Origin of the sequence: Streptomyces sp. SUK 48, from assembly GCF_009650765.1 — a bacterium.
In the GTDB taxonomy this organism is placed as follows: domain Bacteria; phylum Actinomycetota; class Actinomycetes; order Streptomycetales; family Streptomycetaceae; genus Streptomyces.
Genome location: NZ_CP045740.1, coordinates 189178 through 213703 on the forward strand (window position 1 = coordinate 189178; position 24526 = coordinate 213703).

The window sequence follows — 24526 nt, forward strand, 5'->3', positions numbered from 1 at the left end:
AGCGGTGACGGTGCGCGAAGGAGTCGGCGCCGAGTCCGCTGCCGCCCAGATGGTTGTCAGCCGTCGGTTCTCCGGTGGCGCGGCCGCGCCCGGCCCTCTGGACGCGCCTGCTGACCAGTGTCGGAGAATGCTTCCGCAGTGCCGGGCAATATCCCCTTGGCCGCCCCTCGGCGGCCGGCCTCCTTCAGTCGACCGGGAAGCTCCGCGATCCCATCCGGTTTGCGCGGTCCTGCCTCCAGGTCGAGCCGGTTGCACGCCTCCGCGAAACGCAGGTAGGTGTCGATGCTCGCGATCACGACCCGGACCTCGATCGTGAGGAGCTCGATGCCGATGAGGGACACCCGTATATGCGCGTCGATCACCAGACCACGGTCGAGGATCAGTTCCAGGACGTCATAGAGGCCGCTGGAACCACCGCCACCGCCCTGTGCCGCCCCGGTCACCACGACCACTCCCTCGCTGTCCGCTCGATGTGACTTCGCCCGGCATCACTCCAGGCCACGACGCAAATCGTCTGCTCCGCATGACCCCCACACTCTGTGGCTAAACACCGGAGCGGCAGTGACTTTGTGCTGGCCAGGTGACGCTGCGCAAGACCGGCCGACCGCCCTGCTCAGGTTCTCGGCTCTGCCGGGGGCTTCGTCTAGGCGTGTCTCTTTGATGGACTATGCCGTTGATCGGATGTCCCTGTCCGGTTACCGCGGTTGAACTCGTGGTGTCGTAGGGGCTGATAGCTCCTCGTCCGTGCGGTACCACCTGGGCATGCGGTATCCACAAGGAGGCGGGCTGACTGCCGAACGGCAACAGTTCCGCGAGGAGTTACGGCGCAAGGCGGCCGAGCGGTTCGCCCAGGGCGAGGCGACCCCAGTCATCGCCAAGGCCCTGCGCGTCCACGTCCGCTCGGTACAACGGTGGCGACGGAAGGGGGAGGAGTGCGGACCGCGGGCCCTGCGGTCGCAGGGGCCGGCATCGCTGCCGAGGCTGAGCCAGGAGCAGTTCGCGCAGCCGGAGGCAGAGCTGGCCAAGGGACCGACCGCGCACGACTGGGAGGACCAGCGCTGGACACTGGCGCGGATCAAGACGGTGATCGGTCGGTGCTTCCGCATGGTCGACACGATCCAGGGCGTGCGGAAACTGCCGGCGCGTAGCGGCTGGTCCTGGCAGGTCCCGGCCCGACGGGCCATCGAGCGGGACGACGAGGCGGTGGCCGGGTGGGTCAAGGAGGTGTGGCCCTGCGCGGAAGACTCGCGGCGGCCCGTGGAGCCTGGCTCGTCTTCGAGGACGAAGCCGGATTCTCCATGACGCCGCCGCACGCGAAGACCTGGTCACGGCGCGGCCGAACCCCGGTGGTGCGGGTCCGCGGCCGCTCCCGCAGGCGGATTTCCATCACCGCGCTGACCTGCTACAACCCGGGTCACCGCCCCAGGCTCATCTACCAGCCCCGCCATGACGACGTCCGTCGCGGACGCAAGAGCTTCTCCCGGCGCGACTACCGCGACCTGTTGATCGCAGCACACCAGCAGCTCGGCGGCCCGCTCGTGCTCGTCGGGGATCTGCTCCCTCCTGCGACGCGGCCGACTCTCCGACGTCGCCTTCAGCAACCCCGAACACCTCGTCCAGCGCATCCAGCGCGGCCTACGGCACATCCAGTACCGCAGCGAACTCATAGACGGCTGCCTCGCCGAGACCGTCCTGACGATCAGAACCACCTGAGCAACCCGGCCACATCACGAGTTCAACCTCAGTAATGCAGGGCGACCGCAAGTGCCTCGGCCAGAGTCATGGGCGGGCGGCCGATCAGGCGGCGCAAGTCGCCGGAGTCGGTGTACATCTCACCGCGGTTCATGCCTCGGTCAGCGTCAGCGAGAACCTCCGCCAGCTCGGCGGGTAGCCCCGCGGCGACCAGTACCTGAGCGAAGTCGGTCTCCGGGAGGTCAGCGTAGGTAACCTGCTTTCCGGCCGCAGCGGAGATCGCGGCGGCGAGCTCAGTCAGAGTGAAGGATTCGTCGCCGCCGAGCTCGTACACGGCGCTGATGTGGCCTTCAGCGGTGAGGACGACCGCTGCGGCCTCGGCGTAGTCGGCGCGGGACGCGGCGCTGATCCGCCCCTCGCCTGCGGCGCCGACGACCGCGCCGTTCCGCAGGATCTGCGGCAGTTGGCTGGTGTAGTTCTCCAGGTACCAGCCGTTGCGCAGCAGCACGCTGGGGATTCCGCGCTCCCGCAGATACTCCTCGGTCTCGCCGTGTGTGGCACCGATGACGGTGGTGGCCGTGTCCGCGTGCGTCGTGCTCGTGTACGCCACTAGCGACACGCCTGCGGACGCCGCGGCGTCGATCACGCGGCGGTGGTTCGCGACCCGCTCGCCCACGGGGACCGAAGCCGAGATCAGCAGCAGCCTGCCCGCCCCTGCGAATGCCCCGGCCAGGCTGTCAGTGTCCGAGAAGTCGGCGCGGCGTACCGTGATGCCCCGGTCGGCCAGGTCTTTGATCCGGGCGATGTCCCGGCCGGTCGCGATGATGTCCGCGGCCGGGATCCCGCGCCGCAGCAGCGCCTCGATGGTGAGCCTGCCCAGCTGGCCGGTGGCTCCAGTGACGACGATCGGCATGTCGGTCGTTCCTTCCTTCCGAGCGTGCCTCGCACGCTTGCTGCGGTCCGTCCGCGGCGGGATGGAACATAGAATGACCTGGACACTCTCCTTTAGGAAGTAGCCACTTGTTAGTGTGGTACTTACCAGACTGAAAGCATCGAGGTGAGCCGCATGGCTGCTGTCGAGAACGCGACCGGGCCCCTACCGTCATTCGATCCGTACGAGCGCGGCTGCCCGTCGCGGGACCTGCTCGACCAGATCGGCAGCAAGTGGGCGGTCCTCGTGCTGGGCGAACTCGGCCGGAACGGGACCTCCCGGTTCAGCCAGCTCCGGCAGGCTCTGGCGGGCGTGAGCGAGAAGATGCTCACCCAGACGCTGCGCACCCTCGAACGCGACGGGCTGGTCAGCCGGACCGTCTACCCAGAGGTGCCGCCGCACGTGGAGTATGAGCTGACCGCGCTCGGCCAGACACTGCGGGAACCGCTGAAGGCACTCACGGAGTGGTCCGTGCTGCACATCGAAGAAGTCATCACCGCCCGCGAAGAGTACGACGACCGCACCCGGTAATCGGCGGTGGCCGACGGTCTGGCCATGGACGGCTGCCTTGCCGAGACCGGCCCGCGCCCCGCTCCCCGGCCGCGGCCACGCCGCCCGACACAGGGCACGCGGGCCGCCCTGCTTGCTACCTGGCTTGGCCTGGCGACTTCGAACTCGACCGGGGGACCACGGCGAGGAGGTCCACCTCGCGTCGGGCGCGGCGCTGGAGGGCTTCGCGGGTGATGGAGCCGGAGGCAGGTACTTCTTCTGTGGGGATGGCGGAGAGGAACGCCCGGTCCTGTACGCGGATTCCGAAGGGGGCGCAGCTCTGGTCGCGATCGGTCTGCCGGAACTCCTGCGGCTCCTCCTGGTCGCACCCTGGTGGCGCGACTGCCGAGCGTTCACCGCGGAGGAGAACGCTGAGCTGGCTGCCGAGTGCCTGAAAGGCATGCCCGACCTGCCAGTTCGGCAGGGCCGGGCCGCCGCCGCTCTTGGCATCGACCGTCCCACCGAGACCGACGTCCTGGCCCGCCTGCGCGAGATCGCGACCGAGGCGGGCAAGGACTTCATCCTCATCTACACGCCGCAGGGCGAGTCCTACGACCGCTGATCAAGGGCTGCGCCGCACCCCCGCCGTCACACTCCAGCACAACTGTTCATAGACGGCACTAGTTAGGCGACATCCTCGGGGCGATCCTCGCGGTCGCCGCCGGAGACGCTCTCATTGTCCCGAGGGTCACTCGCCGCCCGATCGGGGAGTTCGTCGGCCGAAGCCACGGAGTCTCATCAACGGTTCGCAGCGCGAGCACGATCAATCACGAGCTGCGCGGCCGCAGCCATGGTGACTGCTTTTGCGTAGCCGCCGCCGAGCGGGGGCGCCAAGGCGACGGTGAGAGTCTCGCGGTGACCAGGCCGCTGCCGCCGTCGGTGTCGAGGAGGACGTGCTGGGGGGCGGCGCTGCCACCCGTGGCGGGACATCGCTGTCCTCGTGATCTGCCCTCTACTCGCGCGCGGCGGCCGTCTCCGGGATGTCGGCGGGCTCATGCACACGCTGGACGTCGGCCTTGGTCACCGCCAGGTAGGCGACCACCAGAACGATCAAAGCGAGCAGGACCAGAGTCACCGGCCCGTCGCCGAGGCCGAGGCCCCCCACGGAGCGGGGCTTGCCCAGGCCGTCGGCGATCGAAGCGCCGAGCGGACGGGTGAGCACGTAGGCGGCCCAGAAGCAGAACACGGGATTCCAGCGCAGCCGGCGGTACCCCACCACCGGGATGAGGATCAGCACGGCGAAAACGAACGCGGAGGTGAAGTAGCCCAAGTGCAGGGTGAAGGCCGTGAAGTCGCCCAGTGCGCTGCCCGTGGCGAAGGTGGCGACTACGGTCGCCCAGTAGAACGCCTCGCGCCGGGGTGAGTCGATGCTGTGGATCGACAGTGTGCCCTCGGTCCGCCGCCACACCGCGAACACGGCCAGAAGCGTCATCGCGTAGAGCGCGCTGGAAAGGGTGTAGGGCACGCCGAGGGCCACGTGCACCACGTCGGCTGCCATCGTGCCGAAGACGCCGACCATGGCGACGGCGAACCAGTACGTCCACGCCTGGTAGCGGGCCCGGCGGAACTGGAGGACGAGCGCGACGAGAAAGGCGGCGAAACCGAGCACGACGGCGAGCTGCGGCACCATCGCCTGGACGAGGTAGTCCGAGGCGCTCTCCCCCAGCGCGGTCGACAAGCCTTTCGCGGCCCAGAAGGCGGCAACGGCTGCGGGCACCCGGATCGCACCCTGGAATACATCTGCGGAAGTACTGCCCGAACGGGCATGACGTGCTGTCGAGATCACCTGGGCACACTACACGGTTTAGGGTCCCACTTGTCTACATGGCTGTAGACAGTCTACCGTGCGCCGACGGGAGGGACGTCCCCTCCGTGCCACTGCCCGTTGTACGTGAGGGGTTACATGACGACCACGACGACGCCCGAGCATCTCCGGACGCCTGGTCGGCAACTGCTGAACAAGGTTCCCGAGGTCACCATCTGGTTCTGGGTGATCAAGATCCTTTGTACGACGGTCGGTGAGAGTTTCGCCGACTGGATCAACATGAAGCTGGGCGTCGGCCTGGTGAACACGGCCTGGATCTTCACCGCGGTGTTCGTCGTGGTTCTGGGCGTCCAGCTGCGGCTGAAGCGGTACGTCCCGTTCCCGTACTGGCTGACCGTGGTCGTCGTGAGTGTCACGGGCACGCTGTACACCGACATCCTGACCGACCAGCTCAACGTGCCGCTGTGGATCAGCTCCGCCGCCTTCTCGGTCCTGCTCGCCCTCGTCTTCGGCACGTGGTGGCTGCGCGAGCGCACCCTCTCGATCCACTCGGTCACGACGCCCGCGCGCGAGTCGTTCTACTGGCTCACCGTTCTCGTCACCTTCGCGCTGGGCACCGCGACCGGCGACTGGACCCTCGAACTGACCGGCTGGAGCCCGGGAGTCTCGGTCCTGCTCCCGCTCGGCCTCATCGCGGCGATCACGCTGCTGTGGAGGTTCGGCGCGAACCCGGTGCTGTCCTTCTGGCTCGCCTACATCCTGACCCGACCGCTGGGCGCCAACATCGGCGACTGGCTCGCCTCCCCGAAGGTCGCTCAGAGCCCGGGCGACCCGACCGGCCTTGCGCTGGGCACCTTCACCACCAGCCTGATCTTCCTCGGCCTGATCCTGGCGACCGTCGTCCACCTGACGGTGACACGCTCCGACGTGACCGAGACCCAGGACGCCGCGCACGTCCCGCAGACCGCCGCCGACCCGCGGAGGGAGCGCGTCGCGCTGGCGGGCTTCGGTCTTCTCGCCGTCGCGACCGTGGTCCTGCTGGTCTGGGCGCACAGCCGGCCGCACGTCGGCCCGGCGCCGGAGAGCGACGCCACCTCCACCGTTCATCTCGCCCCCGGCCAGGCCGTGAAGAAGTTCCCGCCCGCGAAGGTCGCCGCGTTGCGGGCCCTCGCGTCGACCTCGCTCAAGGACGCGCGGTCGGGGAACGCGGGCGGGGCCCACGCGGCCGCGCAGTCGCTGCGCGACCTCTGGGACGCCGACCAGGCCACGCTTCAGCCGCTGGACAACACCGGCTGGACGTTCCTCGACGCCCAGATGGACCAGGTCCTGAAGACCTTCGGCATCGACCACCCGAACCCGCCGATGCCGCAGGCACGACAGGAAGCCGAACTCGACACCCTCCTCACGGACATGCGCTGACAGAGCTGATCGGCGCCGGAATCGCAGTCGCCGTCGACGCGCCGCGACCCTCGGCGACGGCGGGCACAGAGAGCGATCACCGGCCTCGACGGGCCGTCTCCTCGAACCCGGTCACCCCGGGCAAGGTGCTACCAGCCTCAGCGCCGCGACGCGAGCGGGTGCCCCTCGCGCCGAGCAGGCCGTGGCCGGGATGCTCGAAGGCGTCGGCGGCCGGCACCGGGCGGGGAGCGGCGTACGCTCCCCGCCTGGCCGGCTCACCGGTCCGCGTTGCTGGTGGCGTCCCGGTCGGCGGCGGCCGCCGCGGACTCGGCCGCGTCCAGCTTGTGTTCCATCTCGCCGTAGCCCGAGGGGGCGCCGGTGGCGGCCGGTGCCGACGGGGAGGCGCCCGGTGCCTTGGGCGACGCGGCGCCGTCCTGGTGCGAGCAGCCCGTGGTGAGGGCCACCAGGACGGCGGCCACCCCCGCGGCCCGGACCGGCCACCGGCCCCGCATCAGCTCGCCGCCTTCCCGTTGTCGTTCTTCTGGCACCACGTCTTGACGCCCGCGACGTCCTTCTGCCGCTGCTGCAAGGTGGTGCGCAGCGTCTCGCGGAAGGTCAGCCGGTTCTGGAGGTAGGTGGCGATCTCGGTGTGGCCGGCCTTCTTCGCGTTGTCCACGCGCTTCTGCAGCCGGGCCACCGAACCGCGCGTGCCCGCCCCCGCGTCAAGCCGCTTCAGGGCCCGCTCGACGCGCCGGTCGACCTTGGGCAGCCGCTTGCACAGCGCCTTCGCCCCGTCGCCGGACGGCCCCGCCGAGGAGGGGGTGGTGCCGTCGGCGGCGGCCGCCGCTGTCGCCGAGCCCGCCAGTACGGCCGTCGCGGCCAGGCCGGCGAGCAGGGTGCGCGTGCGTCGTCGTCCGTTCATCTGCCTCTCCGTTCACTTCCCGGACGGCCACGGCCGGCCGCCCGTCATGAGGGAGGCTAGGAAGGCTTCTTGGGGAAACCTTGTGACCGGTTCGTCCCGGCGGTGCCGATCAGCCAGTCCCGTCGGCCGGGCAGTCCGCCGTCGCCCGAGGGCAGCCGTACCTCGAAGCGGGCACCCGTGCCGCCGGGCGCGTCCGCGACGGTCACGCTCCCCCGGTGCAACGCGGCCTGCTGGGCGACGAGGGTGAGGCCGAGTCCGGAGCCGTCGCTGCCGGGGCCGCGCCGGAAGCGTTCGAAGACGGACTCGCGGGCCTCCGGGGGCACGCCCGGCCCCTGGTCGTCCACCGTGATCGTCACCTGGTGCGGGCCGTCGTACACGCCCACCCGCACCACGGCCCGGCCCCGTTCGTCGCGGCCGTGGGCCAGGGCGTTGCCGACCAGGTTGTCGAGCAGCATCCGCAGGCCCGGCTCCCAGCCGTGCACGGTGACGCCGGGCGCCGCGTCCAGGCGCACGTCGGCGTCCGGTGCCGCGCGGCGGGCCCCGGCGACGGCCGCCTCGGCCAGCTCGGACACGTCGACGGCGCCCAGGGACTCCGCCTCCACCAGGTCGCCGCGCCCCAGCGCGCGCAGCATCACCAGCAGGTTGAGCAGGCGGGCGTGTTCGCCGCGCAGGTCGGCGACGATCTCGTCCCGGTCGGCGGCGGGCAGAGTCGGGTGCCCGGCGAGGATGTCGAGGTTGGTGCCCATGCTCATCAGCGGGGTGCGCAGTTCGTGCGCGGCGGCCGAGGAGAAGGAGCGGGCCGTGTCGAGGGCCTCGGCGGTACGGGCGGCCTGCTCGTCGTAGCGGGCGAGTACGGTCCGCACGGTGGCCGCCAGTTCGTCCACCTCGGTCACCCCGGTGGGCCGGTGGTCGAGCCGGGCGGTGCTGGTGCGGGGGTCGAGGCCCGCGGTACGGCGGGTCAGCCGGCGCAGTGGTGCCCCGGCACCGGCGGCCAGGCCCCAGGCGAGCAGCCCGGACAGCGGCGCGGCGAGCAGCGCGCTGAGCAGCACGCGGCGCCTGACCAGCCGTAGTTGGGTGCGGTCGGCGGTGTCGGGCGCGAAGACCCACAGGGTGCCGTTGCCGTCGGCCACCCGGACCGGCCGGGACAGCACGCGCCAGCCCCGGGCGTCGTCGTGCACGGTGACCGGTGCGGTGGCGTGGGCCGGCAGCGGGGTCGCGGGCCGGGCTGGGGCCCGCCACGGAAGTCGGCGCCCGCCGCGGTGACGCGTACGCCGACGTCGAGGGCGGCGCTGAACAGCTGCCGTTCGCGGGTGTCGGCCGCCTTGGAGCGGTCGTTCGCCGTGGCGCGCAGCAGGGCCCGGGCCTGGGGGGCGAGTGCCGTGGCGCGCTGCTTCAGGTGCTGGTCCTCGGCGCGGTGCAGGTCGCGGGCGACCATGTGCAGCAGCAGCCAGCCGGCGGCCAGGAGCAGCAGCGGGACGGTGCAGCCGACGGCGAGGCCGATCCGGGTGGAGAGCCTCACCGGGCGTCTTGTTCCTCGCGGAGCACGAAGCCGACCCCGCGGACCGTGTGGACGAGCCGGGCGCGACCGCCGGTCTCCAGTTTGCGCCGCAGATAGCTGACGAAGGTGTCGACCGTGTCGGTGCGCACGTCGAAGTCGTAGCCCCACACCCGTTCCAGCAGCTGGGTCCGGGTGAGCACCAGGCCCGCGTTGCGGGCGAGCATCTCCAGCAGCTCGAACTCGCGCCGGGTCAGCTCCAGCGGGTGTCCCTCGCGGGTGGCGGTGCGGGCCGCCGGGTCGATCACCAGGCCGGCGACCCGCAGTACGTCCCGGACGTCCGGGGGCCTGCGGCGCAGCAGGGCGTGCAGTCTCAGCACCAGTTCCTGGAGGGCGAAGGGTTTGACGAGGTAGTCGTCGCCCCCGGCCTGGAGCCCGGCGATGCGGTCGGCGGTCTCGTCCAGGGCGGAGAGCATGAGCACCGGCAGGTCGCTGCCCGCGTCCCGGAGCCGGACGCACACGTCGATGCCGCTGATGCCGGGCATGGAGACGTCCAGGACGAGGACGTCGGGAGGCGTCTCAGCGATCGCGTCCAGCGCCTGGGCGCCGTCGGCGGCGGTGCGGACGGTGAAGCCGCCCAGCCGCAGCCCGCGCTCCAGCGAACGGCGGATCGCGGCGTCGTCGTCCACGACCAGCACCGTGCCGGAACCTGCCCCCTCAGCCATGCGTCCCCTCCTCGTCGCCCGGCCAGAATACGACCCGGGCATGAGCCGGTTCCCACCCGAGGCAGCCGGCCGCCGCCCCGGTCTTCCAGGAAGGCGGCCGAGGCGCGGCGCTGGGCTTCCTCGCAGGCGGATCTGTCCGGCAAGGACGTCGCGGGCGGAGTACGCGTCATCCGGTTGCGCGAGGTGGGGGTGCCGGCACCTGCTGGTGCGGGCGGGCGCGAGGACCTGGCGGACCAGGACCCGGCGACAGCCTCCGGCTCGCGGCCCCTCGGCATCGTGCCGGTCCGTGGAGCGGCCCATGATGGCGCGGGCTCGGTCGGTCGCCGTGGCGAGCGCAGGTCCACCTATGTGAGCCAGTTCCAGCCGTGCTTCCGGCTCGTCTCGTGGGGGACGGCGACGTCGACGAAGAGGAGGTAGCCGAGAGCCAGGTACCGGACGTGCCTCTTGTTCGATGCCGTGTCCGCGAGAAGGCAGACGGCCACGACGAGGACGAACGGGAGGTTGAAGTACCAATCCAGGTGCGGCGCCAGCAGGATGAACACCGCGGCCGTGACAACTGTGAACACCGGATGCCCCTCGTATTTCGACCGACAAGACCCTAGGAAAGGTTGTCGCCGGCCGCGGTGGACCCGCTCTCGCGTGCGGCGGTGTCATCGACCCCGCGGCGAGTCCCTCGTCCGCGTCCGGCGGAAGTCGTCCGGTGGTGCCGGCTAGAAGATGCCCTTGTAGCCCTGCCATCCGGTGGCGATCTTCACGCGCCCCCCGAACGACCCCTTGCCGTCGCCGCTGTTGCGGTACAGATTGCCCGTCGTGTCCCGCTCGACGAGGTCGCTCCTCCCGTCGCCGTCGATGTCTCCGGCGCCGACGATGGCGTTGTACGAGTCGCCCCAGTTCGAGAAGACCTTCACGCGGTCCTTCAACAGGCCCGTCCCCGTGCCGTTGTAGCGGTACAGGGTGCCGGCCTTGTCCCGCGCCAGCACATCGCCGTAGCCGTCGCCGTCGAGGTCTCCCGCGCCCACGATCGTCGTATAGCCGGTCCAGGCCGTACGGATCTTCTTGGCCGCCGCGAGCGAGCCGTCGCTCCGCGCGGCGAACAGGTAGATGTCACCGGTGGACTTCTTGCGAGCGAGCAGGTCGGGGCGGCTGTCGCCGGTCAGGTCACCCGGGGCGGTGAGGTTGTCATAGGCGTTCCAGCCGGTGCCGAGCGAGGTGTACGGCGTGCTCGGCTTGAGGGCGCCGCACCCCGGGCGGTAGCCGCGCAGTTCCCCGCTGCCGAGCCGGACCAGCACGTGGTTGCACTCGTCGTCGCCGGCCCCGAACGGCACCGCGACGGCGGAGGCTGGCCAGCCACCGGCGGAGGTCTTGCCGGAGAAGGTGCCCGTGCCCGTGCTCTGCTGGAACGTGAAGGCGCCGGCGGAGTTCAGGGTGAGCAGATCGCCGCCGCGGTCGCGGGCCACGAAGTCGTGGTACGCCGTCTGGCCGCCGGTGATCTTCACCGAACCGGACTTCGTCACCTCCGGCCCCTGCCCGTCCGTGGGCCAGGCGGTGAGGGTCCAGGCATAGGTGGCGTCCGGGGCGCCGACGCCCGCCGCGCCGGTCCAGCCGTCCCAGCTCGGCGTGATCTGCCCGCGCGTCTCGCCACCCTCGAGCGTACGCACCGTCTTCCCGGTCGTCCGGTTCTTGATCGTGAGCTGCCAGTAACTGACGGGCCTGGAGATCCACCAGCGGGGCTTCCACGCGGGTCCGTCCAACGCGACGTCCGCGCTCGCCGGCACCGACGAGTCCGTCACGCCGAGCGCCCCGGCGGCGATGCCCGCGGAGACGACGTGCACGTTCTCGTCCGCGTCGACGTACGCGACTTGGCCGCCGTACGCGTCGACCGTCCAGTCCACGCCGGCAGCCGCACCGCGCGCGGTGCCCAGTACGCGGGTCACCGGCGTCGTGGACGTGACGTCGGTGAGAGTGACCTGCCGGTCGGCGCCGACGCGTACGACGAAGCCGTCGCCGAGCGGTCCGGGTGCCGAACCGGTGGGCAGGGCGCGTACCTTTCCGTCGGCGAGGCTCGCCAAGACGGCGGTGTCCTTGCCGGCGCCGCACTCCACGTACACGTACCGGCTGGTGGCCTGCACGGACGACGGAGTGCACGAGGTGCCCGCGGACAGGGTCCGGCTCACCGTGCCGGTACGCACGTCGGTGGCCGTGATCTTGCCGGCCCCCGCCGACTGCCACAGGGTGGCGCCCCACAGTGCCCCGGGCGCGGCCGAGACGGTGCGCGCCACGGCGCCCGAGTCGAGGTCGCGCACCACGGTCGCGGTGGCGGTGCGATAGGCGACGTACCGTCCGGAGACACTCTCGACGGCCAGGTCCGTCAGACCCGTCGCGATCGTTGTACCCGGGGCCGGATGCGTCCCGCTGACGAGACGCAGGACGGCCTTCTCCTCGACCACGGCCGGGTAGAGGACGCGACCGTCGCCGGTCGGATACAGAGGACACCCGCTCCTCCTTCTTCACGACCGCCGAGGTGCCGGGTGCCGGCAGCTTCCGCTCGTGATAGGCCGTCAGGTTGTCGACGTAGGTGTCCTCGGTGTCGAGGCGTCCCTGGAAGAGGGCGAGCGAGCCGGTGCGCGAGGGTACCCAGGGGATGTCCAGCACGGCGCTGCGCCGCAGGTCGCCGTCGGAGGATTCGGAGAAGCGGTGCACCCCGTGTTCGCCGTCCAGTTCACCGCTCACGAGGAGATCGCCGTCCGGGCCGGGGACGAAGTTGACGGGAATGTTCCCACCATGGTCCAAGGGCTTGGTCACGACCCCGTCGGACGACACGACGGTGACGGTCAGATCGGGATCCGTGGTCATCCGCAGGACGCGGGAGCCGACGAGGCGGAACACGCTGCTGATCGGCGCGGACGGGTTCGGCACGCTCCACGGCGTGGCCTGCGGGTCGTCGCGCGACACGATCTTCTCGGCGCCCGCCGAGAGGTCGTACCAGGCGACGGCCTGAGGCGTGATCTGCAGGCTCGTCAGGTAGCTCTGGGGCACGGGCAGCACGCTCATCCGGGCTGTCGACAGGTCCACCAGGCCCACACCGTCACCGCCGGCCGACCGGTAGCGCACGGCGACACCGTGTCCGTCACCGGCGTCCAGGAAAGAGGACACTCCGCAGGTCGCGCCACTGGGCACGCCCGTCACCGGGCGGTCGTCCAGCGAGCCGTCCGACGTGAGACGGAAGAGGTGGCATTCGCCGTTCGCGACGCCGAGGACGGTGTCGCCCTGCACCGAACGGAGGGTGAAGCCCTCCGGCAGCCGGAGGGTACGCCTGGTGCCGTCGGCCGGGTCGATCAGCACGACGCCGTTCGTGCCGGTCTGATAGGCGATCGTGTCGGCGTGGGTGTCGAAGATCCGTCCCACGCTGCCGTCCGCCGGGATATCCGGTGTCATCGACTCGCCGGTGGCGTAGTCGGTCCACTGCCACCCGCGGCCGTACGCGCGGTGCAGGAATCCGGTCCGTCCCGCGGAGTAGAGGTACTCGGGCAGGAACGACTTGCCGTACGGCGCCAGCACCACCTCGGCGGCGGCCGGTACCGGCTCGGCCGATGCCGCAGGAGTCATGGCCCCCACGACAGCCGCGGTCGCCACGACGGCGAAGCCCACACGGCGCGACATTGGATACGAACATGACAAATCGTGACCGGTCAAGACGGTCCCTCCCCGAGAGCGTGAAGGGCAAGCGCACCCGTCCGACTCCCCAGCCCCGGTGCCGCGATCCCCTGAGTCGGCTGGTCTTACCGCCTCACCTCCAGGCGCGCCTTGCGTCCGGCTGGGCCCCGGCCGCGCAGTCGGCGGTGGGCGAGGGTGGTGGTCAGCGGGCGATCGAGATGGCGAAGGGCGCGAATCCGGTGGAGCGGATCACATGCGGTACGAACAGGATCGCGGCCTCCGTGGCGCGGGCGGTGTGGATCCCGCCGAGGTCGGTGATCCACTCCTCGCGCCAGCCGAGGCTGACGAGCAGTTCGCGGACGGTCTGCTTGGCCTGCGGGTCCTCGCCGGAGAGGAAGGCGTCGGGTGCCTGGGTGAGCGCGCCCGGCGCGGTCATCACCGGGAAGAGCATGGTGTTGAGCGTCTTGACGACGCGCGTCTCGGGCAGCGCTTCCTGGAGTCGCTCGGCGAGGCTCGAGCCGGGGTAGACCAGGTCGGCGGGCAGCCCGTCGGGGCCGTCGACGGTGGCGTTGGAGACATCGACGAGGATCTTGCCGCGCAGTTCCTCGCGCAGGGCGGCGAGCCGGTCCAGCGAGCCGGCGCCCGGGGTGGCGTTGATGACGATCCGGGCGGTGCGGGCCGCGTCCGCGGCGGCGCCCGGCGTGCGGTCCGCCACCCTCACCTCATGCCCTGCCCGGGTGAGGGCCGCGGCCAGGTTGCCGCCGACGCGGCCGTTTCCGAGGACGGTGATCGTGGTCATGGGCTGGTTCCTCCGTGTGTGCAGGTGCGGGTGGTGGTGCGCGGTCAGCGTGTGAGGGTGGCGGCGGCCTGGGTGTGGATGCCGGGTGCGGCGGCCAGGAAGCTCTCGCTCCACGGGGTCCAGGGGCGGCCCTCGGCGTCGGAGATCCGGCCGCCGGCCTCGGTGACGAGCAGGGTTCCGGGCAGGAGGTCCGCGCGGGCGCCGGCGAACTGCCAGAAGGCGTCGATCCGGCCGGCGGCCACGTTCAGCAGGTGCAGGGTGGCGGGGACGGCGGTGCGGACCACGAGGGCGTCGAAGAGCATGGCGGTGATCGAGGAGCCGACGCGGCGTACGACCTCGTCCTCCTCGTCGGGCCGGGCCTGGCTGGTGGCCACGATGCCCAGGCCGAGGTCCGTGGTCCGGGAGACGTGCAGCGGCCGGCCGTCGAGGTGGGCGCCCGCGCCGGTGCGGGCGGTGTAGGTCTCGCCGGTCATCGGCAGGTGGACCACGGTGAGCACCGGCTGGTTCTCGCGTACGAGGGTGGCGGTCACCGCCCACTCCGGCAGGGCGTGCAGGTGGTTGACGTTGCCTTCGGCCGGGTCGACGACCCACCATTCGCCGGGCGGCAGCGCCCCGCCGTCCAGCTCGTCCTCCACCCAGCCGGCCTGCGGGCGCAGCCGTGTGAGGCGGGGGCGCAGGATGTCGAGGGCCGCCTCGTCGTTGGCGGCGAGCGCGCGCATCAGCTCTTCGCGGGTCTGGTAGCGGACCACCTCCCCGAAGCGCTCGCGCAGCGCGGAGCCGGCCGCGCGCACGGCGATCGCGGTCTGGTCGAGCAGGTCGGCGTCGGAGGCGGCGATGCCGACGGCTTCAAGGGTCTCGGACACGGCGGAACTCCCTTTGGAAGAAGAGGTGTTGAGGCTGGCCGGGCTGGGCTGCGTGCCCTGCTCCCGCGCTCTGCTCTCGAAGGTATAGAGCCCTTTGATTAACTTCAAATGCATGTCAGGCACGGCTAGGATTACTCGCATGCAATTGGATTTGAATCTCCTGGCCGCGCTCGACGCGCTGCTGGAGGAGGGCAGTGTGGCCGGGGCCGCTGCGCGCCTGCATGTCACCGCCCCCGCGATGAGCCGGAGTCTGGGCCGGATCCGGCGCACGACCGGGGACCAGATCCTGGTACGCACCGGGCGGACGATGACCCCCACGCCGTACGCGATCGCCGTACGGGAACAGGTGCACGAGCTGTTGCACCAGGTCCAGGGAGTGCTGGCACCGAGCCGAGAACTCGATCTGGCCACGCTGGAACGCACGTTCACGCTTCGCTGGCACGATTCCCTGGTCGCCCTGAGCGGCCCCGCGCTGCTCGCGGCGGCGCGCGCGGAGGCGCCCGGCGTGCGCCTGCGCTTCGTCGCGGAATCGAGCCTCGACACACCCGGGTTGCGGCGCGGCGAGGTGGACCTGGAGGCGAACGCCAACCGCCCGAGCGCACCGGACATCCGCGCCGAGAAGGTGGGCGAGAGCCGCCTCGTCATCGTCGTCAGGCAGGGGCACCCCCTCGCCCGTGGCAGGACCGTCACCGCGGAGCAGTACGCCGCCGCCGAGCACGTCACCGTCTCGCGGCGCGGCAACCTCCACAACGCCATCGACGACGCCCTCGCGCCGCTCGGCCTCACCCGTCGCGTGGTGGCCACCGCGCCCACGGAAGCCGCCGCCCTGGAGCTCGCGCGCGGCTGCGATCTCCTGGTCAGTGTCCCCGAAGCCACCACGCGGTCCGCGGTCGCCGACCTCGGCCTCGTCCTGCTCCCTCTGCCGCTCGATCTGCCGCCCGCACCGGTCTACCTGTCGTGGCATCAGCGCTACGACACCGACCACGCCCACACCTGGCTGCGCGGGCTGGCACGGACCGCGCTGACCATGCGCGAAGCGCCGTAGCCGGAGCCGCCACCGGCTCCGGGAGCGCAGGCCCCGCGTCTCGCCCCGGGCGGTCACGGCGGCTGGGCTCAGTTTGCCGCCCGCCGCGCCCGCGTCGTCCCGGACTACGCCGGCAACTCTTCCGACCGTGCAGGGAGCAGTGTGGAGAACCTCGACGCGGTACGCGCCGGCCTCGGGCCGCGCGCCCTGCTGACCGTCTGGCCCGATCTGGTCCCCGATGTCGGCGCGGTTCTCGCGGCGCTGCCCGAGGAGGGGCCGGTGCAGTTCGTCCGGGAACAGCGGGACGGCACGATCAGCCACGCGGTCGTCGACGACACCGAGTACCAGCGGCTCGCCGCCGTGGTGGCCGGCGCGCGGGCGGCCCGCGCCCTTCCCCTGGACCTCGGCGAACGCCGCCCGCTGCACCGCGCCGTCCTGCCGGATGGCGACGGTGTGCTGCGAGCCCGCTGGTGACCGGGTTCGCGCCGGGCGGCCCTGGTGCCTGCGAACACGCCCGTCAACACGGTCAGTTGGCCTCACCGCCGTCGGTGCAGGCGTATGCGGCGGTGCAGTTCGCTGCGGGATCGGTCATGTCCGCGGCCTCGTCGGCCCGCGCCTGCCGGTCCGCTTCGCTGATGTCCGGGTGCACGGGGGCCGTCCGGGGGGCCGGCCAGAGCTGGATCAGGTGCATGCCCCCCGCGGTCGCCGACGCCCGGCCCGGGGTCATTGACGTGGCGGTAGAGGCGCATCCGCCCGCCTTGCGCGTCGCCGCTCCCCACGGTCCTGATCCTCCTCGCTCGTCAGGCGGCGTAGCGCCTCTCTGCGGGTGAGGGGGGCGACGCGGGCGCCGTGGCGGGTCAGCCAGTCCCTGACGAATCGCGGGTCGCGGGTGGAGGTTTCGCGCAGTACCCAGCCCAGCGCCTTGCGCAGGAAGAACTCCCGCTCGTGGACGAGGGCGTCCGCGTAGCGGGTGAGCCGATCGCTGTCGGGCCGGCCGACGCGGATGGCGGGCAGCAACGCGAGGAGCGCGGCACGGCGGAGCCAGAAGTCGGGGTCCGCGATCCACCGGTCCAGCACCTTGCCCGCGGCTGCGTCTCGCAGGGCGACGGCGCCGGCGCAGTGCACCGCCAGCGGATCCACCAGCGCCCAGGTGCGGCACTGCCGCAACAGCGTCTCGACGTCCTCGAGGTTCGCGGCGTCCAGTGCCCCCGCGTACTGCACCAGGATCTCCACCGCTGCCCGGCGGTCGTCGTACACGGGCTTCCCGGAGCCCTCCTGGGCCGACCACAACGCGCCCGCGAGGGCCAGCACCGCAGAGCCGGACTGGGCGCCCAGAGCCCGGCGGGTTCGGGTGACGCAGTGGCGCAGGTCGGGCACGCGGACCCCCAGATGATCCAGGTCGCTGTGCAGGTATGCGCGCTGCTGGTCGGCCCGAGCGGGGTCGGCCAGCGCGCGCAGGGCGGCACGGAGGTCTTCCGCCGGACGTGCTGATGCGCCGTCAGCGGTGTTCACGCGCCCTCCTCGCGCGTGGTCGCGGTGCGGGCCTTCGGGCGCGCACCGCGCGCCTGGCCGGCGGTGTCGGCCCAGTCGTCCGTCTGCCGGGTCAGCCGCCGCAGCAGTTCCCGGACGGTCGCCAGATCGCTTCCCGCGATGCCCTCTGCCATGACCCGATGCGCGGTGGTGGCCCGGGCGGTGATGGCGTCGAGCGTCCCGTGCCCGACAGCGGTCAGGGCGAGCAGCGGTGAGGTGCGGTGGTCGGGGTTGTCGAGGTACTCGGCGAGACCGTCGCGGACCAGGTCGTTGGCGATGCGCTGCACGCCCTGGCGGGCGATCCCGAGGCGGCGCGCCGCGCGGGCCACGGGCAAGGGCTGCTCGCTGACCGCGCTCATCAGCTGCCAGCGCGCCTGCGTCTGCCCTTCCGCCGCCGCCAGCGCCTCGCCTGCGCGGCGCAGCGCACCCGCCGCCTCGTAGACATCGGCCACGAGAAGGGCCAGTTCATCCGCCATACCGGAATCCCACCTCCACAATCGACAACATGTTGTCACTATGACAACATACTGCCATAGTGGCGCGCCTCGTCCAAGATCCATGCGCGCCCGGACGAGAACCACCAGGGAGACACCATGACCACCGATGCCATCAGCCGACTTCAGGCCGCCATGGAACGCGGCGCGGCCGCCCGCCCGAAGGCCGGCGGCTTTCCCTACCTCGCCGAGAGCCTGCGCCAGGCGGGCGTGACCCACTGCCGTATGGCCGTCCCGGCCAACGCCTTCCTGTACCTGACCGAGCACGGCGACGTCGTCGTCCAGGGCGAACCGCTGGTCACCGGCTTCGCGCTCGCGCCGCGGTTCGACGAGGCGGCCCTGGTCGCGGCACTGCGCGCGGACCAAGCCGGCGAGACGACGTTCCCCGCATTCGTCCGCGCCTGCTGGGACGCCGGGATCGCCTGGTACGACGTCGACACCGCCGCCCGCACCTGCACCTACTACGGCAGCGACGGCGACTCCTACACCGAGGACTACCCGTGCGTCACGCTCCCCTGAGAGACCGGAGCCGGTGTCTTGTGACGAACCCCGCCGCCGGCCGGTGCTCCGGCCCCCTCCGGATCCGGGCGGCACTCCCGCGCATCCGTTCCGGGGGCGCGAGCGGAAAGGACTACCGAGGGACCGGGTCTGCCGCCCGGTCGAGCGCCCGTCGGTCGAGGGACCTGGGAGGCGGTGCGCTCCCGGGCCCCGCACGGCGGTGCGGGGCCCGGTCCGGGGCCGGCACCGGTCGCGGCCGTACGCGTACCACTTCGGGCGGGGCGTCACGCCGGCCCGCGGCCGCCGCCCGGTTCCAGGAACAACTCGTCGACGTAGCACCAGGCCCACTCGTGGCCGGGTTCCGTCGAGCGCACGAGAGGGTGCCCGGTCGACTCGTAGTGAGCGGTGGCGTGCGCGCCGGGAGAGCTGTCGCTGCATCCCACGTGGCCGCAGGTCAGACACAGTCGCAAGCGGCGCTCGTGACGTCCGCGGGCGACGCAGTCGAGGCACGCGCCGCTCAGGGGCGCCGGTTGCGGACCCGCGGCCGCCGCGTGCGGACACGTACGGCCCTGCGGGCGGCCACCGTCCGGTCGTACTCTCCACACCGTCACCGCAGCGCCTCGCTCCCTGCCGTCGTCGGTCCACACCGTCCGGCGCCCATTCTTTCGGGTGTGGGCGTGCGTGCGGATGCGATGAGAAGCTCCGTCGTCGCGTACGACGTGCTCACTCCGGCGCGGGGAGCGGACGGCCGTCGGCGGGATATCCGCCTGGCGGGAATCCGATGAGTCAGCGGCGGTTGTGCGGTCTACCCGTCGACGAAGGGAGCGCACCATGCGCAAGATCATCATCTGTACGTTCCTCACGCTCGACGGCGTCATGCAGGCGCCGGGCGGTCCCGACGAGGACACGCAGAGCGGTTTCGAGCACGGCGGCTGGCAGAAGCCCTCGTCCGACGACGAGGTCGGGGCGGCCATCGCCGGTTGGTACGAGTCCTCCGACGCGATGCTGCTCGGCCGCAAGACGTACGAGATCTTCGCGTCGTACTGGCCGACCGCCGACCCTGACAACCCGTTCACCAGTCGGATGAACCGCATGCACAAGTACGTGGCGTCCCGCACCCTGACAGCTGTCGAATGGCGGAACTCCACGCTGCTGGAGGGCGATGTCGCCGATGCCGTAAGCGAGTTGAAAGCGTCCGACGGCGGCGACATCAACGTCGTGGGCAGTGGCGACCTCGCCCAGACCCTCATGCGGCACGGCCTCGTCGACGAGTACCGGCTGACCATCCATCCGGTGATCATCGGCACCGGCAAGCGGCTGTTCGCCGACGGCGCGATCCCCGCCGCGCTGGAGCCGGTCAGCGTCTCGACGACGAAGGGGGGCACCGTCGTCGGCGTCTACCGGCCGAACGGTGAGCCCCGGTACGACAGCTACTGAGGCGTGTTTTCGGAAACGGGCTCGGGCAGGGAGCCGGTCATTTCGTAGGGGTCGGGGCCGGTGAGCGCCGATGTGGGCAGGGGGCGGCCGGCGTCGGGTTCGCGCGTGGCTCCGGGAGGCGGTGGGAGAGAGCCTGGTGACCGCGCCGCGGACCGCCGCGGTGCGGACCGCCGCGGTGTGCAGCAGGGGCTCGGCAAGGCGGGTGGGCGGCCCGGACGAGGCCGGGGTGGATCGGCCGAACCAGCCCAGGCCCACCTCGACGCTGTCGAGGTGGGGGAAGGCTTCGGAAGGCCGAGGTGTTCCTGGCCGGAGGCGCCGGCGGGCTGCGCGGGTGCGGGCCGGTCACGTCGTCGGGATGACGGGGATCTCGAGCGTGGAAGCGTTTCCGGGCGACCAGAGGATGGTGGCCTTTCCCGAGGTGGTCGGTCGGTAGTGGGTGGGGAAATGGCCGAAGAAGGGGTTACGGGGTCGCTGATAGCGGCCGGCCACCGTGAGCCGCAGTTGGTCGCCCGCGCGGAAGAGGGTCGCCGAGGAGCTCAGCGGGATGAGCACGTCGACCTCTTCACCGTCCCGGACCGGCTGGAGCGTCCGGAAGGTGTGCTCGGGCTGGTGGGGGGTGCTGAGCACCGGGTCGAGTTCGCGGAGCGCGAGGCGGAGGCGGCCTTGTGCGACCAGGTCGCGCCCGTAGCCGTAGGAGCCCTCGAACGGGACCGGCGCGCCGTGCGACCACTTCTCGATTCCGGCGAAGAGCCTCGGGTCCTCGGCGCCGGTGGTGGCCACGCGTAGTCGCAGCGTCATCGGGCCGCTCAGCTCCGTGTCCTCGTCGAAGCGGTGGTCGAAGACGGCCGCCTCGCGGCGCAGGTCGAACGTGACGCTCCCCGCGCCGCCCTCGGCATCGCTCAGGGCGCCCCCCTCGCCGAGCCGGAGCCGGCGCCAGTCGGTGCGGGCGAGCGGCCATTCCCGCTCGTCCCGTACCTGTACGACGTGATCGAGCCGGTCCCTGATCTCCAGCCGCAGGCGGGGCGGCGGGGGAACGTCCCGTTCGCGCAGGTACCGGTCGAAGAACGCGAGCTGGGTCCGGAGGGCTTCCGCGCCGTAGAACGAGGCCCACTTGGGTCCGCGATGCGTGTACGCGTGCCGTTCGGCGGACCCGACGCGCTGGAAGGCACGCATCGACCCCACGCTGTGGAGGTTGCTGTCGGAGAAGCTGGCGCAGACCAGAATCGGGACAGTGATCCTCGACAGGCGAGGGGTCAGGGATTCCCACCACGCGTCTCGGAGGGGGTGCTTGCGCCGCTCGGCCGCGAGGTCGGTCCGCAGGCGGGCCACTCGGCCGGTGAGGAGCAGCCAGACCCGGGCGAAGCCGTTCTCGACGACACCGCCGGGGGTGAAGAAGTCGCGGTAGGCGTCGGTGAACCCCTCCCACGGGGCGATCGCCTTCAGGGCGGGCGGATTGAGCGCGGCGACCTTGTACTGCGACAGGGCGAGATACGACACGCCGAGCATGCCGACCCGGCCCGTGGACCACGGTTGCGCCGCGGCCCATGCGATCACCTGGGCGATGTCGTCGGCCTCCTGGTCGGAGAGCAGATCGCCGCGCCCTTCGGAGCGACCGCCGCCACGGGTGTCCAGGTTGACGACCGCGTAGCCCCGCTGGGCCCACCACACCGGGTCCGGAGCTTCCCAGCTGGTCTGGTCGGAGATCCGTAGCGGCTCCGACTGGTTCATGATCCGGAACTGCGGGTTCAGCGACCATTTCCCGCGCCTGCGCTTCGGCACGGAGTCCTTGCCGTAGGGGTGCGCCGACAGGAGAACCGGGAACGGGCCGTCACCGGCGGGGCGGAACAGATTCAGGCGCAGCGTGACGCCGTCACGCATGCGCACCTGCACGTCCTCGTCCTTCCTGATGTCCGACGGCATCGGGTAGACGGAGACCGGAGGGCGCAGCGCCTTCGCGATCCGGTGGCGTGCGTAGACGGCGGCGCCGGGGCGCTTCCAGGGCCGATCGACCGTGCTCTTCTTCATGACACCGTCCTACCATGCTTTTAAGTGGTGTTCTAGTTCACTTGATCGGCACTTAAAAGCACGGGGGTATGCTGCCGTCATGACCGTTGACGAAGCCGGCGATCCGAAGCACCGCAGTCGCCAGAAGAGGGTGGGGGACGCTCTGCGGCGTGACACCCGCCATCGGCTGCTGGAGGCCGCCGCCGAAGAATTCGCGGCACACGGATACGCGGGGACGACGGTCACCCGGCTCGCCGCCGCGGCGGGCGTCTCCGTGCCGACCCTGTACCTGGCGTGGGGAAGCAAACGCGAGCTTCTTCGCGGATACATGGAGAAGGCCCTCTCCGGAACGGCTTCGTCCCCAAAGGACGCGGCCTCGCGATTCGCGGGCATGCCACCGCCGGAGCGGCTCGCGGAGCTGGCCGATCTCGTCGCGGAGGTCGCCGGGCGCGCCGCGACCGGATGGCGCCTGTACCGCGACGCCTCGGCCGTCGACCCTGAGATCGCCGCCGACTGGGACGAACTCCAGCTCCTCCGCCGCGGGCTCTTCGCCCGGGTACTCGACGACATCCCCGCGGCCGCGCTGGCCGACGGTCTCACCCGCGAGGCCGCGATCGACACGGCGTGGACGATCGCGAGCCCTGACACCTACGACCTTCTGGTCCGCCGTCTCGGCTACGAACGCGACGACTTTCGCGACTGGATGAAACGCACCCTGACGGCGGCCATCCTCGCCCCCGGCACCGGCGCCGCCGGCACCGCCGTAAGCAGGGCGTGAGGGTCAGATACGGCGACGGAAGAGGCAGACCAGCCCGATGCGTTCGCCGCTGAGGGTCTTGCTCTCGGCGGCGGCCATCTGGTCGAGTCGCCAGCCCTCCGCCTCCACCGCCTCGATCTGTTCGCCGATCCCGGCCATCGGAGCGGTCGTCGTGCTCGTCTTGTTCGCCTCGATGAACTTGTAGACGAGGACGGTGCGTCCTTCGGCCACGGCCTTGCGGGCTTCGTCGGTGGCACCGCGCGCCTTGGCGTTGTTGATGAACCCCATGTCGTCCCCCCTGGACTGTGGTGATGAGGGAATCAGTGTGACGTGCCGTGCGGGTTTGGTACGACCGCTGTGGCAGAGCCGTGACATGGCGAAGTCCCGCGCGTCGTGCTCGGGTTCGTCCCGGGTGGTTGCCGGTGTCAGTGGCGGTACGCCGTCGTCGCGATCTCGACGAAGGACCGGATCAACGGGTTGGTGTCGCCCTCGTTCCACACCGCCACCACCCGGCTCGGCGGCATGTCGGTCAGCGGCACCACGGCCAGTTCCGCGGGCAGGTCGTGTCCGAGCGGGGCCAGGCCGACCGTGCCGTTCCACAGCACCGCTTGCAGGCATTCCTGGACGGTGCGCACCACTGGGCCCTCGCGTGGCCTGCCCCCGTTCCAGTACGACTGCCAGACGGGGTCGGTGCCCTGCGGGAACTGGAACCAGCGGCGGTCGCTCAGCTCGGCCAGCGGCAGCCCGTCGCGGCGGGCCAGCGGATCATCGGCCCGCAGGACCACACCGACCGGGTCGGTCCGCAGCGCACGCACCGTCAGGCCGGTCACGTCGAACGGTGCCCGGGTCAGCGCGATGTCGACCAGTCCCGCGCTCAGCCCGCAGGTCGGGTCGGTCAGATCGGTGTCACGGACGCGGATGTCGACGCCGGGGTGGTGTCGGCCGTAGGCGGCGGCCAGCCTGGCCACTCCCGGGTCGGTGCCGTCGCCCAGGATGCCGACGGTGAGGGTCGCGACGCCGGCCGCCGCGCTCACGCGCACCCGGACGCGGTCGGCGTGGTCGAGCAGGGCGCGCGCCTCGTCGAGCAGCACCGTGCCCACCGGAGTGAGGGTGACGCCGGCGGGCGAGCGGGCGAAGAGCAGGGCCCCGACATCGGCCTCCAGCTGCTTGATCGCCCGGCTCAGCGGCGGCTGGCTCATGTGCAGCCGGGTGGCGGCCCGGCCGAAGTGGAGTTCCTCGGCGACCGCCACGAAGTAGCGCAAGGTCCGTAGCTCCACACTGCGACGATACCCGTGAGGTATCGGCGACGCGGGACAGGTCTTGGACAGGTCGGGGGTGCCGGCGGTGAACTCGGGGCATGATCGAAGAAGCGAAGAGCAGCGAGCCGCAGCACCGCCCCGCCGTATCGGTGACGGGTCCCGGCGACGGCGAGGTGATCGTCCTGGGGCCCACACGCATGCGGGTCCTGGAGGACGGCAGCCACACCGGGCACCGCCTCGCGATCACCGAGTCCGTCCTCGCCCCGCACACCCAGGGGCCGCCGCAGCACCGCCACGCCCGACACGACGAGGGCTTCTACGTCCTGTCGGGCACCGTGCGGTTCACCGTCGGGGAGGAGGACTACGACGCCGGCACGGGCACGCTCGTGATGGTGCCGCCCGGCACTCCGCACACCTTCGCCAACCCGACCGACCAACCCGCCGTCCTGCTCAGCACGTTCACCCCCGACCTGTACGTGCAGTACTTCCGGGACCTCCAGGACGTACTCGCCGCCGGCCGACCGCTGACGCCCCAGGCCAACATCGACGCGATGAGCCGCTACGCGACGGAGCCCGCCACCGAGCCCGCCGATCCCGCCTGAAGCCGACGACACGGCATGGCTTGGCATGGCATGGCCACACGCCTTCGACCGGAAGGGCACGGCCGGATGCCGGCCTCCGGGTCACCATGAACGGGTGGACCCTGAACGGCGTTCGCCGCGGCCATCGG

Annotated in this window: 29 protein-coding genes and 1 pseudogene; 12 read left to right on the forward strand and 18 right to left on the reverse strand. The window is 71.5% G+C overall.

The window, feature by feature from the left end; translation table 11 throughout:
* Window positions 1–56: 56 nt before the first annotated feature.
* Window positions 57–446 carry a gas vesicle protein GvpJ gene (gene gvpJ / locus GHR20_RS00790; RefSeq protein WP_243877827.1) on the reverse strand — a complete coding sequence of 130 codons (390 nt, stop codon included), beginning with the start codon at window positions 444–446 and terminating at the stop codon, window positions 57–59.
* 316 nt (window positions 447–762) lie between these two features.
* On the opposite strand from gvpJ, the gene GHR20_RS00795 reads away from it, so the two are divergent.
* The gene (locus GHR20_RS00795) at window positions 763–1302 is read left to right on the forward strand and encodes a winged helix-turn-helix domain-containing protein (protein ID WP_153811817.1); all 540 of its coding nucleotides are present in this window, start codon (window positions 763–765) and stop codon (window positions 1300–1302) included.
* A pseudogene (locus GHR20_RS37185) lies at window positions 1299–1713 on the forward strand (IS630 family transposase). The gene GHR20_RS00795 and the pseudogene GHR20_RS37185 overlap by 4 nt, the downstream one beginning before the upstream one ends.
* A 28-nt stretch (window positions 1714–1741) precedes the next feature.
* Here GHR20_RS37185 and GHR20_RS00805 read toward each other — a convergent pair.
* Window positions 1742–2605 carry an SDR family oxidoreductase gene (locus GHR20_RS00805; protein ID WP_153811818.1) on the reverse strand — a complete coding sequence of 288 codons (864 nt, stop codon included), beginning with the start codon at window positions 2603–2605 and terminating at the stop codon, window positions 1742–1744.
* Between the two features lie 153 nt (window positions 2606–2758).
* Here GHR20_RS00805 and GHR20_RS00810 point away from each other — a divergent pair, with 153 nt between their 5' ends.
* Both GHR20_RS00810 and GHR20_RS00815 read left to right on the forward strand, forming a co-directional pair.
* Window positions 2759–3154, forward strand: a complete 396-nt coding sequence (locus tag GHR20_RS00810; protein WP_111581500.1) for a helix-turn-helix domain-containing protein — start codon at window positions 2759–2761, stop codon at window positions 3152–3154.
* A gap of 124 nt (window positions 3155–3278) precedes the next feature.
* Window positions 3279–3734 carry a hypothetical protein gene (locus GHR20_RS00815; protein ID WP_243877829.1) on the forward strand — a complete coding sequence of 152 codons (456 nt, stop codon included), beginning with the start codon at window positions 3279–3281 and terminating at the stop codon, window positions 3732–3734.
* Window positions 3735–4124: 390 nt separating this feature from the next.
* Here the strand turns inward: GHR20_RS00815 and GHR20_RS00820 are convergent, their stop codons facing one another.
* A complete protein-coding gene (locus tag GHR20_RS00820) occupies window positions 4125–4889 on the reverse strand; it encodes a hypothetical protein (protein ID WP_243877831.1) in 765 nt (254 codons plus the stop codon).
* 186 nt (window positions 4890–5075) lie between these two features.
* On the opposite strand from GHR20_RS00820, the gene GHR20_RS00825 reads away from it, so the two are divergent.
* Window positions 5076–6356 (forward strand): hypothetical protein, encoded by a 1281-nt coding sequence (locus GHR20_RS00825; RefSeq protein WP_153811819.1) that lies wholly within the window; start codon window positions 5076–5078, stop codon window positions 6354–6356.
* A gap of 254 nt (window positions 6357–6610) precedes the next feature.
* On the opposite strand, the gene GHR20_RS00830 is transcribed toward GHR20_RS00825, so the two are convergent.
* The 6 genes from GHR20_RS00830 to GHR20_RS00855 form a co-directional block, all read right to left on the reverse strand.
* A complete protein-coding gene (locus GHR20_RS00830) occupies window positions 6611–6847 on the reverse strand; it encodes a hypothetical protein (protein ID WP_153811820.1) in 237 nt (78 codons plus the stop codon).
* Entirely contained in the window at window positions 6847–7257 is a 411-nt protein-coding gene (locus GHR20_RS00835; RefSeq protein WP_111581508.1) for a hypothetical protein, read from the reverse strand. Before GHR20_RS00835 ends, GHR20_RS00830 begins: the two co-directional genes overlap by 1 nt.
* A gap of 56 nt (window positions 7258–7313) precedes the next feature.
* On the reverse strand, window positions 7314–8435 hold the full coding sequence (locus tag GHR20_RS00840) for a HAMP domain-containing sensor histidine kinase (RefSeq protein ID WP_243877832.1): 1122 nt from the start codon (window positions 8433–8435) through the stop codon (window positions 7314–7316).
* Between the two features lie 337 nt (window positions 8436–8772).
* Window positions 8773–9477, reverse strand: coding sequence for a response regulator transcription factor (locus GHR20_RS00845; protein ID WP_111581510.1), 705 nt, complete (start codon window positions 9475–9477; stop codon window positions 8773–8775).
* 344 nt (window positions 9478–9821) lie between these two features.
* The gene (locus GHR20_RS00850; protein ID WP_153811821.1) at window positions 9822–10043 is read right to left on the reverse strand and encodes a hypothetical protein; all 222 of its coding nucleotides are present in this window, start codon (window positions 10041–10043) and stop codon (window positions 9822–9824) included.
* Between the two features lie 144 nt (window positions 10044–10187).
* Complete coding sequence (locus GHR20_RS00855) at window positions 10188–11924, reverse strand: VCBS repeat-containing protein (RefSeq protein WP_153811822.1); 1737 nt, start codon at window positions 11922–11924, stop codon at window positions 10188–10190.
* 347 nt (window positions 11925–12271) lie between these two features.
* On the opposite strand from GHR20_RS00855, the gene GHR20_RS00860 reads away from it, so the two are divergent.
* The gene (locus GHR20_RS00860) at window positions 12272–12475 is read left to right on the forward strand and encodes a hypothetical protein (protein ID WP_153811823.1); all 204 of its coding nucleotides are present in this window, start codon (window positions 12272–12274) and stop codon (window positions 12473–12475) included.
* An 858-nt stretch (window positions 12476–13333) separates the two neighbouring features.
* Here the strand turns inward: GHR20_RS00860 and GHR20_RS00865 are convergent.
* Both GHR20_RS00865 and GHR20_RS00870 read right to left on the reverse strand, forming a co-directional pair.
* Window positions 13334–13930, reverse strand: a complete 597-nt coding sequence (locus GHR20_RS00865) for an NAD(P)-binding domain-containing protein (RefSeq protein ID WP_153811824.1) — start codon at window positions 13928–13930, stop codon at window positions 13334–13336.
* A 44-nt stretch (window positions 13931–13974) separates the two neighbouring features.
* Entirely contained in the window at window positions 13975–14793 is an 819-nt protein-coding gene (locus GHR20_RS00870; protein WP_153811825.1) for a 3'(2'),5'-bisphosphate nucleotidase CysQ, read from the reverse strand.
* A 139-nt stretch (window positions 14794–14932) separates the two neighbouring features.
* Here GHR20_RS00870 and GHR20_RS00875 point away from each other — a divergent pair, with 139 nt between their 5' ends.
* Together GHR20_RS00875 and GHR20_RS00880 are read left to right on the forward strand one after the other, a co-directional pair.
* Window positions 14933–15838, forward strand: a complete 906-nt coding sequence (locus GHR20_RS00875) for a LysR family transcriptional regulator (RefSeq protein WP_153811826.1) — start codon at window positions 14933–14935, stop codon at window positions 15836–15838.
* A gap of 141 nt (window positions 15839–15979) precedes the next feature.
* Window positions 15980–16291 carry a hypothetical protein gene (locus tag GHR20_RS00880; RefSeq protein ID WP_243877834.1) on the forward strand — a complete coding sequence of 104 codons (312 nt, stop codon included), beginning with the start codon at window positions 15980–15982 and terminating at the stop codon, window positions 16289–16291.
* 52 nt (window positions 16292–16343) lie between these two features.
* On the opposite strand, the gene GHR20_RS00885 is transcribed toward GHR20_RS00880, so the two are convergent.
* From GHR20_RS00885 to GHR20_RS00895, 3 genes are read right to left on the reverse strand one after another with little or no spacing between them, the layout of a single operon-like run.
* Window positions 16344–16508: a hypothetical protein gene (locus tag GHR20_RS00885; protein WP_153811827.1), complete on the reverse strand. Its 165-nt coding sequence runs from the start codon at window positions 16506–16508 to the stop codon at window positions 16344–16346.
* Between the two features lie 32 nt (window positions 16509–16540).
* A complete protein-coding gene (locus tag GHR20_RS00890; RefSeq protein ID WP_194858762.1) occupies window positions 16541–17329 on the reverse strand; it encodes a DNA alkylation repair protein in 789 nt (262 codons plus the stop codon).
* Window positions 17326–17823, reverse strand: a complete 498-nt coding sequence (locus GHR20_RS00895) for a helix-turn-helix domain-containing protein (protein ID WP_153811829.1) — start codon at window positions 17821–17823, stop codon at window positions 17326–17328. Before GHR20_RS00895 ends, GHR20_RS00890 begins: the two co-directional genes overlap by 4 nt.
* Before the next feature lie 117 nt (window positions 17824–17940).
* Between GHR20_RS00895 and GHR20_RS00900 the strand changes: the two genes are divergently transcribed.
* Complete coding sequence (locus GHR20_RS00900; protein ID WP_153811830.1) at window positions 17941–18360, forward strand: DUF1398 family protein; 420 nt, start codon at window positions 17941–17943, stop codon at window positions 18358–18360.
* Window positions 18361–18623: 263 nt separating this feature from the next.
* On the opposite strand, the gene GHR20_RS37195 is transcribed toward GHR20_RS00900, so the two are convergent.
* Window positions 18624–18860, reverse strand: a complete 237-nt coding sequence (locus tag GHR20_RS37195) for a UBP-type zinc finger domain-containing protein (protein ID WP_243878273.1) — start codon at window positions 18858–18860, stop codon at window positions 18624–18626.
* Window positions 18861–19170: 310 nt separating this feature from the next.
* On the opposite strand from GHR20_RS37195, the gene GHR20_RS00910 reads away from it, so the two are divergent.
* On the forward strand, window positions 19171–19776 hold the full coding sequence (locus GHR20_RS00910) for a dihydrofolate reductase family protein (protein WP_153811831.1): 606 nt from the start codon (window positions 19171–19173) through the stop codon (window positions 19774–19776).
* 342 nt (window positions 19777–20118) lie between these two features.
* On the opposite strand, the gene GHR20_RS00915 is transcribed toward GHR20_RS00910, so the two are convergent.
* On the reverse strand, window positions 20119–21801 hold the full coding sequence (locus GHR20_RS00915) for a CocE/NonD family hydrolase (protein ID WP_153811832.1): 1683 nt from the start codon (window positions 21799–21801) through the stop codon (window positions 20119–20121).
* Window positions 21802–21880: 79 nt separating this feature from the next.
* Between GHR20_RS00915 and GHR20_RS00920 the strand changes: the two genes are divergently transcribed.
* On the forward strand, window positions 21881–22558 hold the full coding sequence (locus GHR20_RS00920; RefSeq protein ID WP_194858763.1) for a TetR/AcrR family transcriptional regulator: 678 nt from the start codon (window positions 21881–21883) through the stop codon (window positions 22556–22558).
* A 3-nt stretch (window positions 22559–22561) separates the two neighbouring features.
* Here GHR20_RS00920 and GHR20_RS00925 read toward each other — a convergent pair whose 3' ends face one another.
* Together GHR20_RS00925 and GHR20_RS00930 are read right to left on the reverse strand one after the other, a co-directional pair.
* On the reverse strand, window positions 22562–22825 hold the full coding sequence (locus GHR20_RS00925; RefSeq protein WP_111581524.1) for a hypothetical protein: 264 nt from the start codon (window positions 22823–22825) through the stop codon (window positions 22562–22564).
* A gap of 137 nt (window positions 22826–22962) precedes the next feature.
* Window positions 22963–23814 (reverse strand): LysR substrate-binding domain-containing protein, encoded by an 852-nt coding sequence (locus GHR20_RS00930; RefSeq protein ID WP_243877835.1) that lies wholly within the window; start codon window positions 23812–23814, stop codon window positions 22963–22965.
* A gap of 80 nt (window positions 23815–23894) precedes the next feature.
* On the opposite strand from GHR20_RS00930, the gene GHR20_RS00935 reads away from it, so the two are divergent.
* Window positions 23895–24398, forward strand: a complete 504-nt coding sequence (locus GHR20_RS00935) for a cupin domain-containing protein (RefSeq protein ID WP_153811834.1) — start codon at window positions 23895–23897, stop codon at window positions 24396–24398.
* The last annotated feature ends 128 nt before the right edge of the window (window positions 24399–24526 follow it).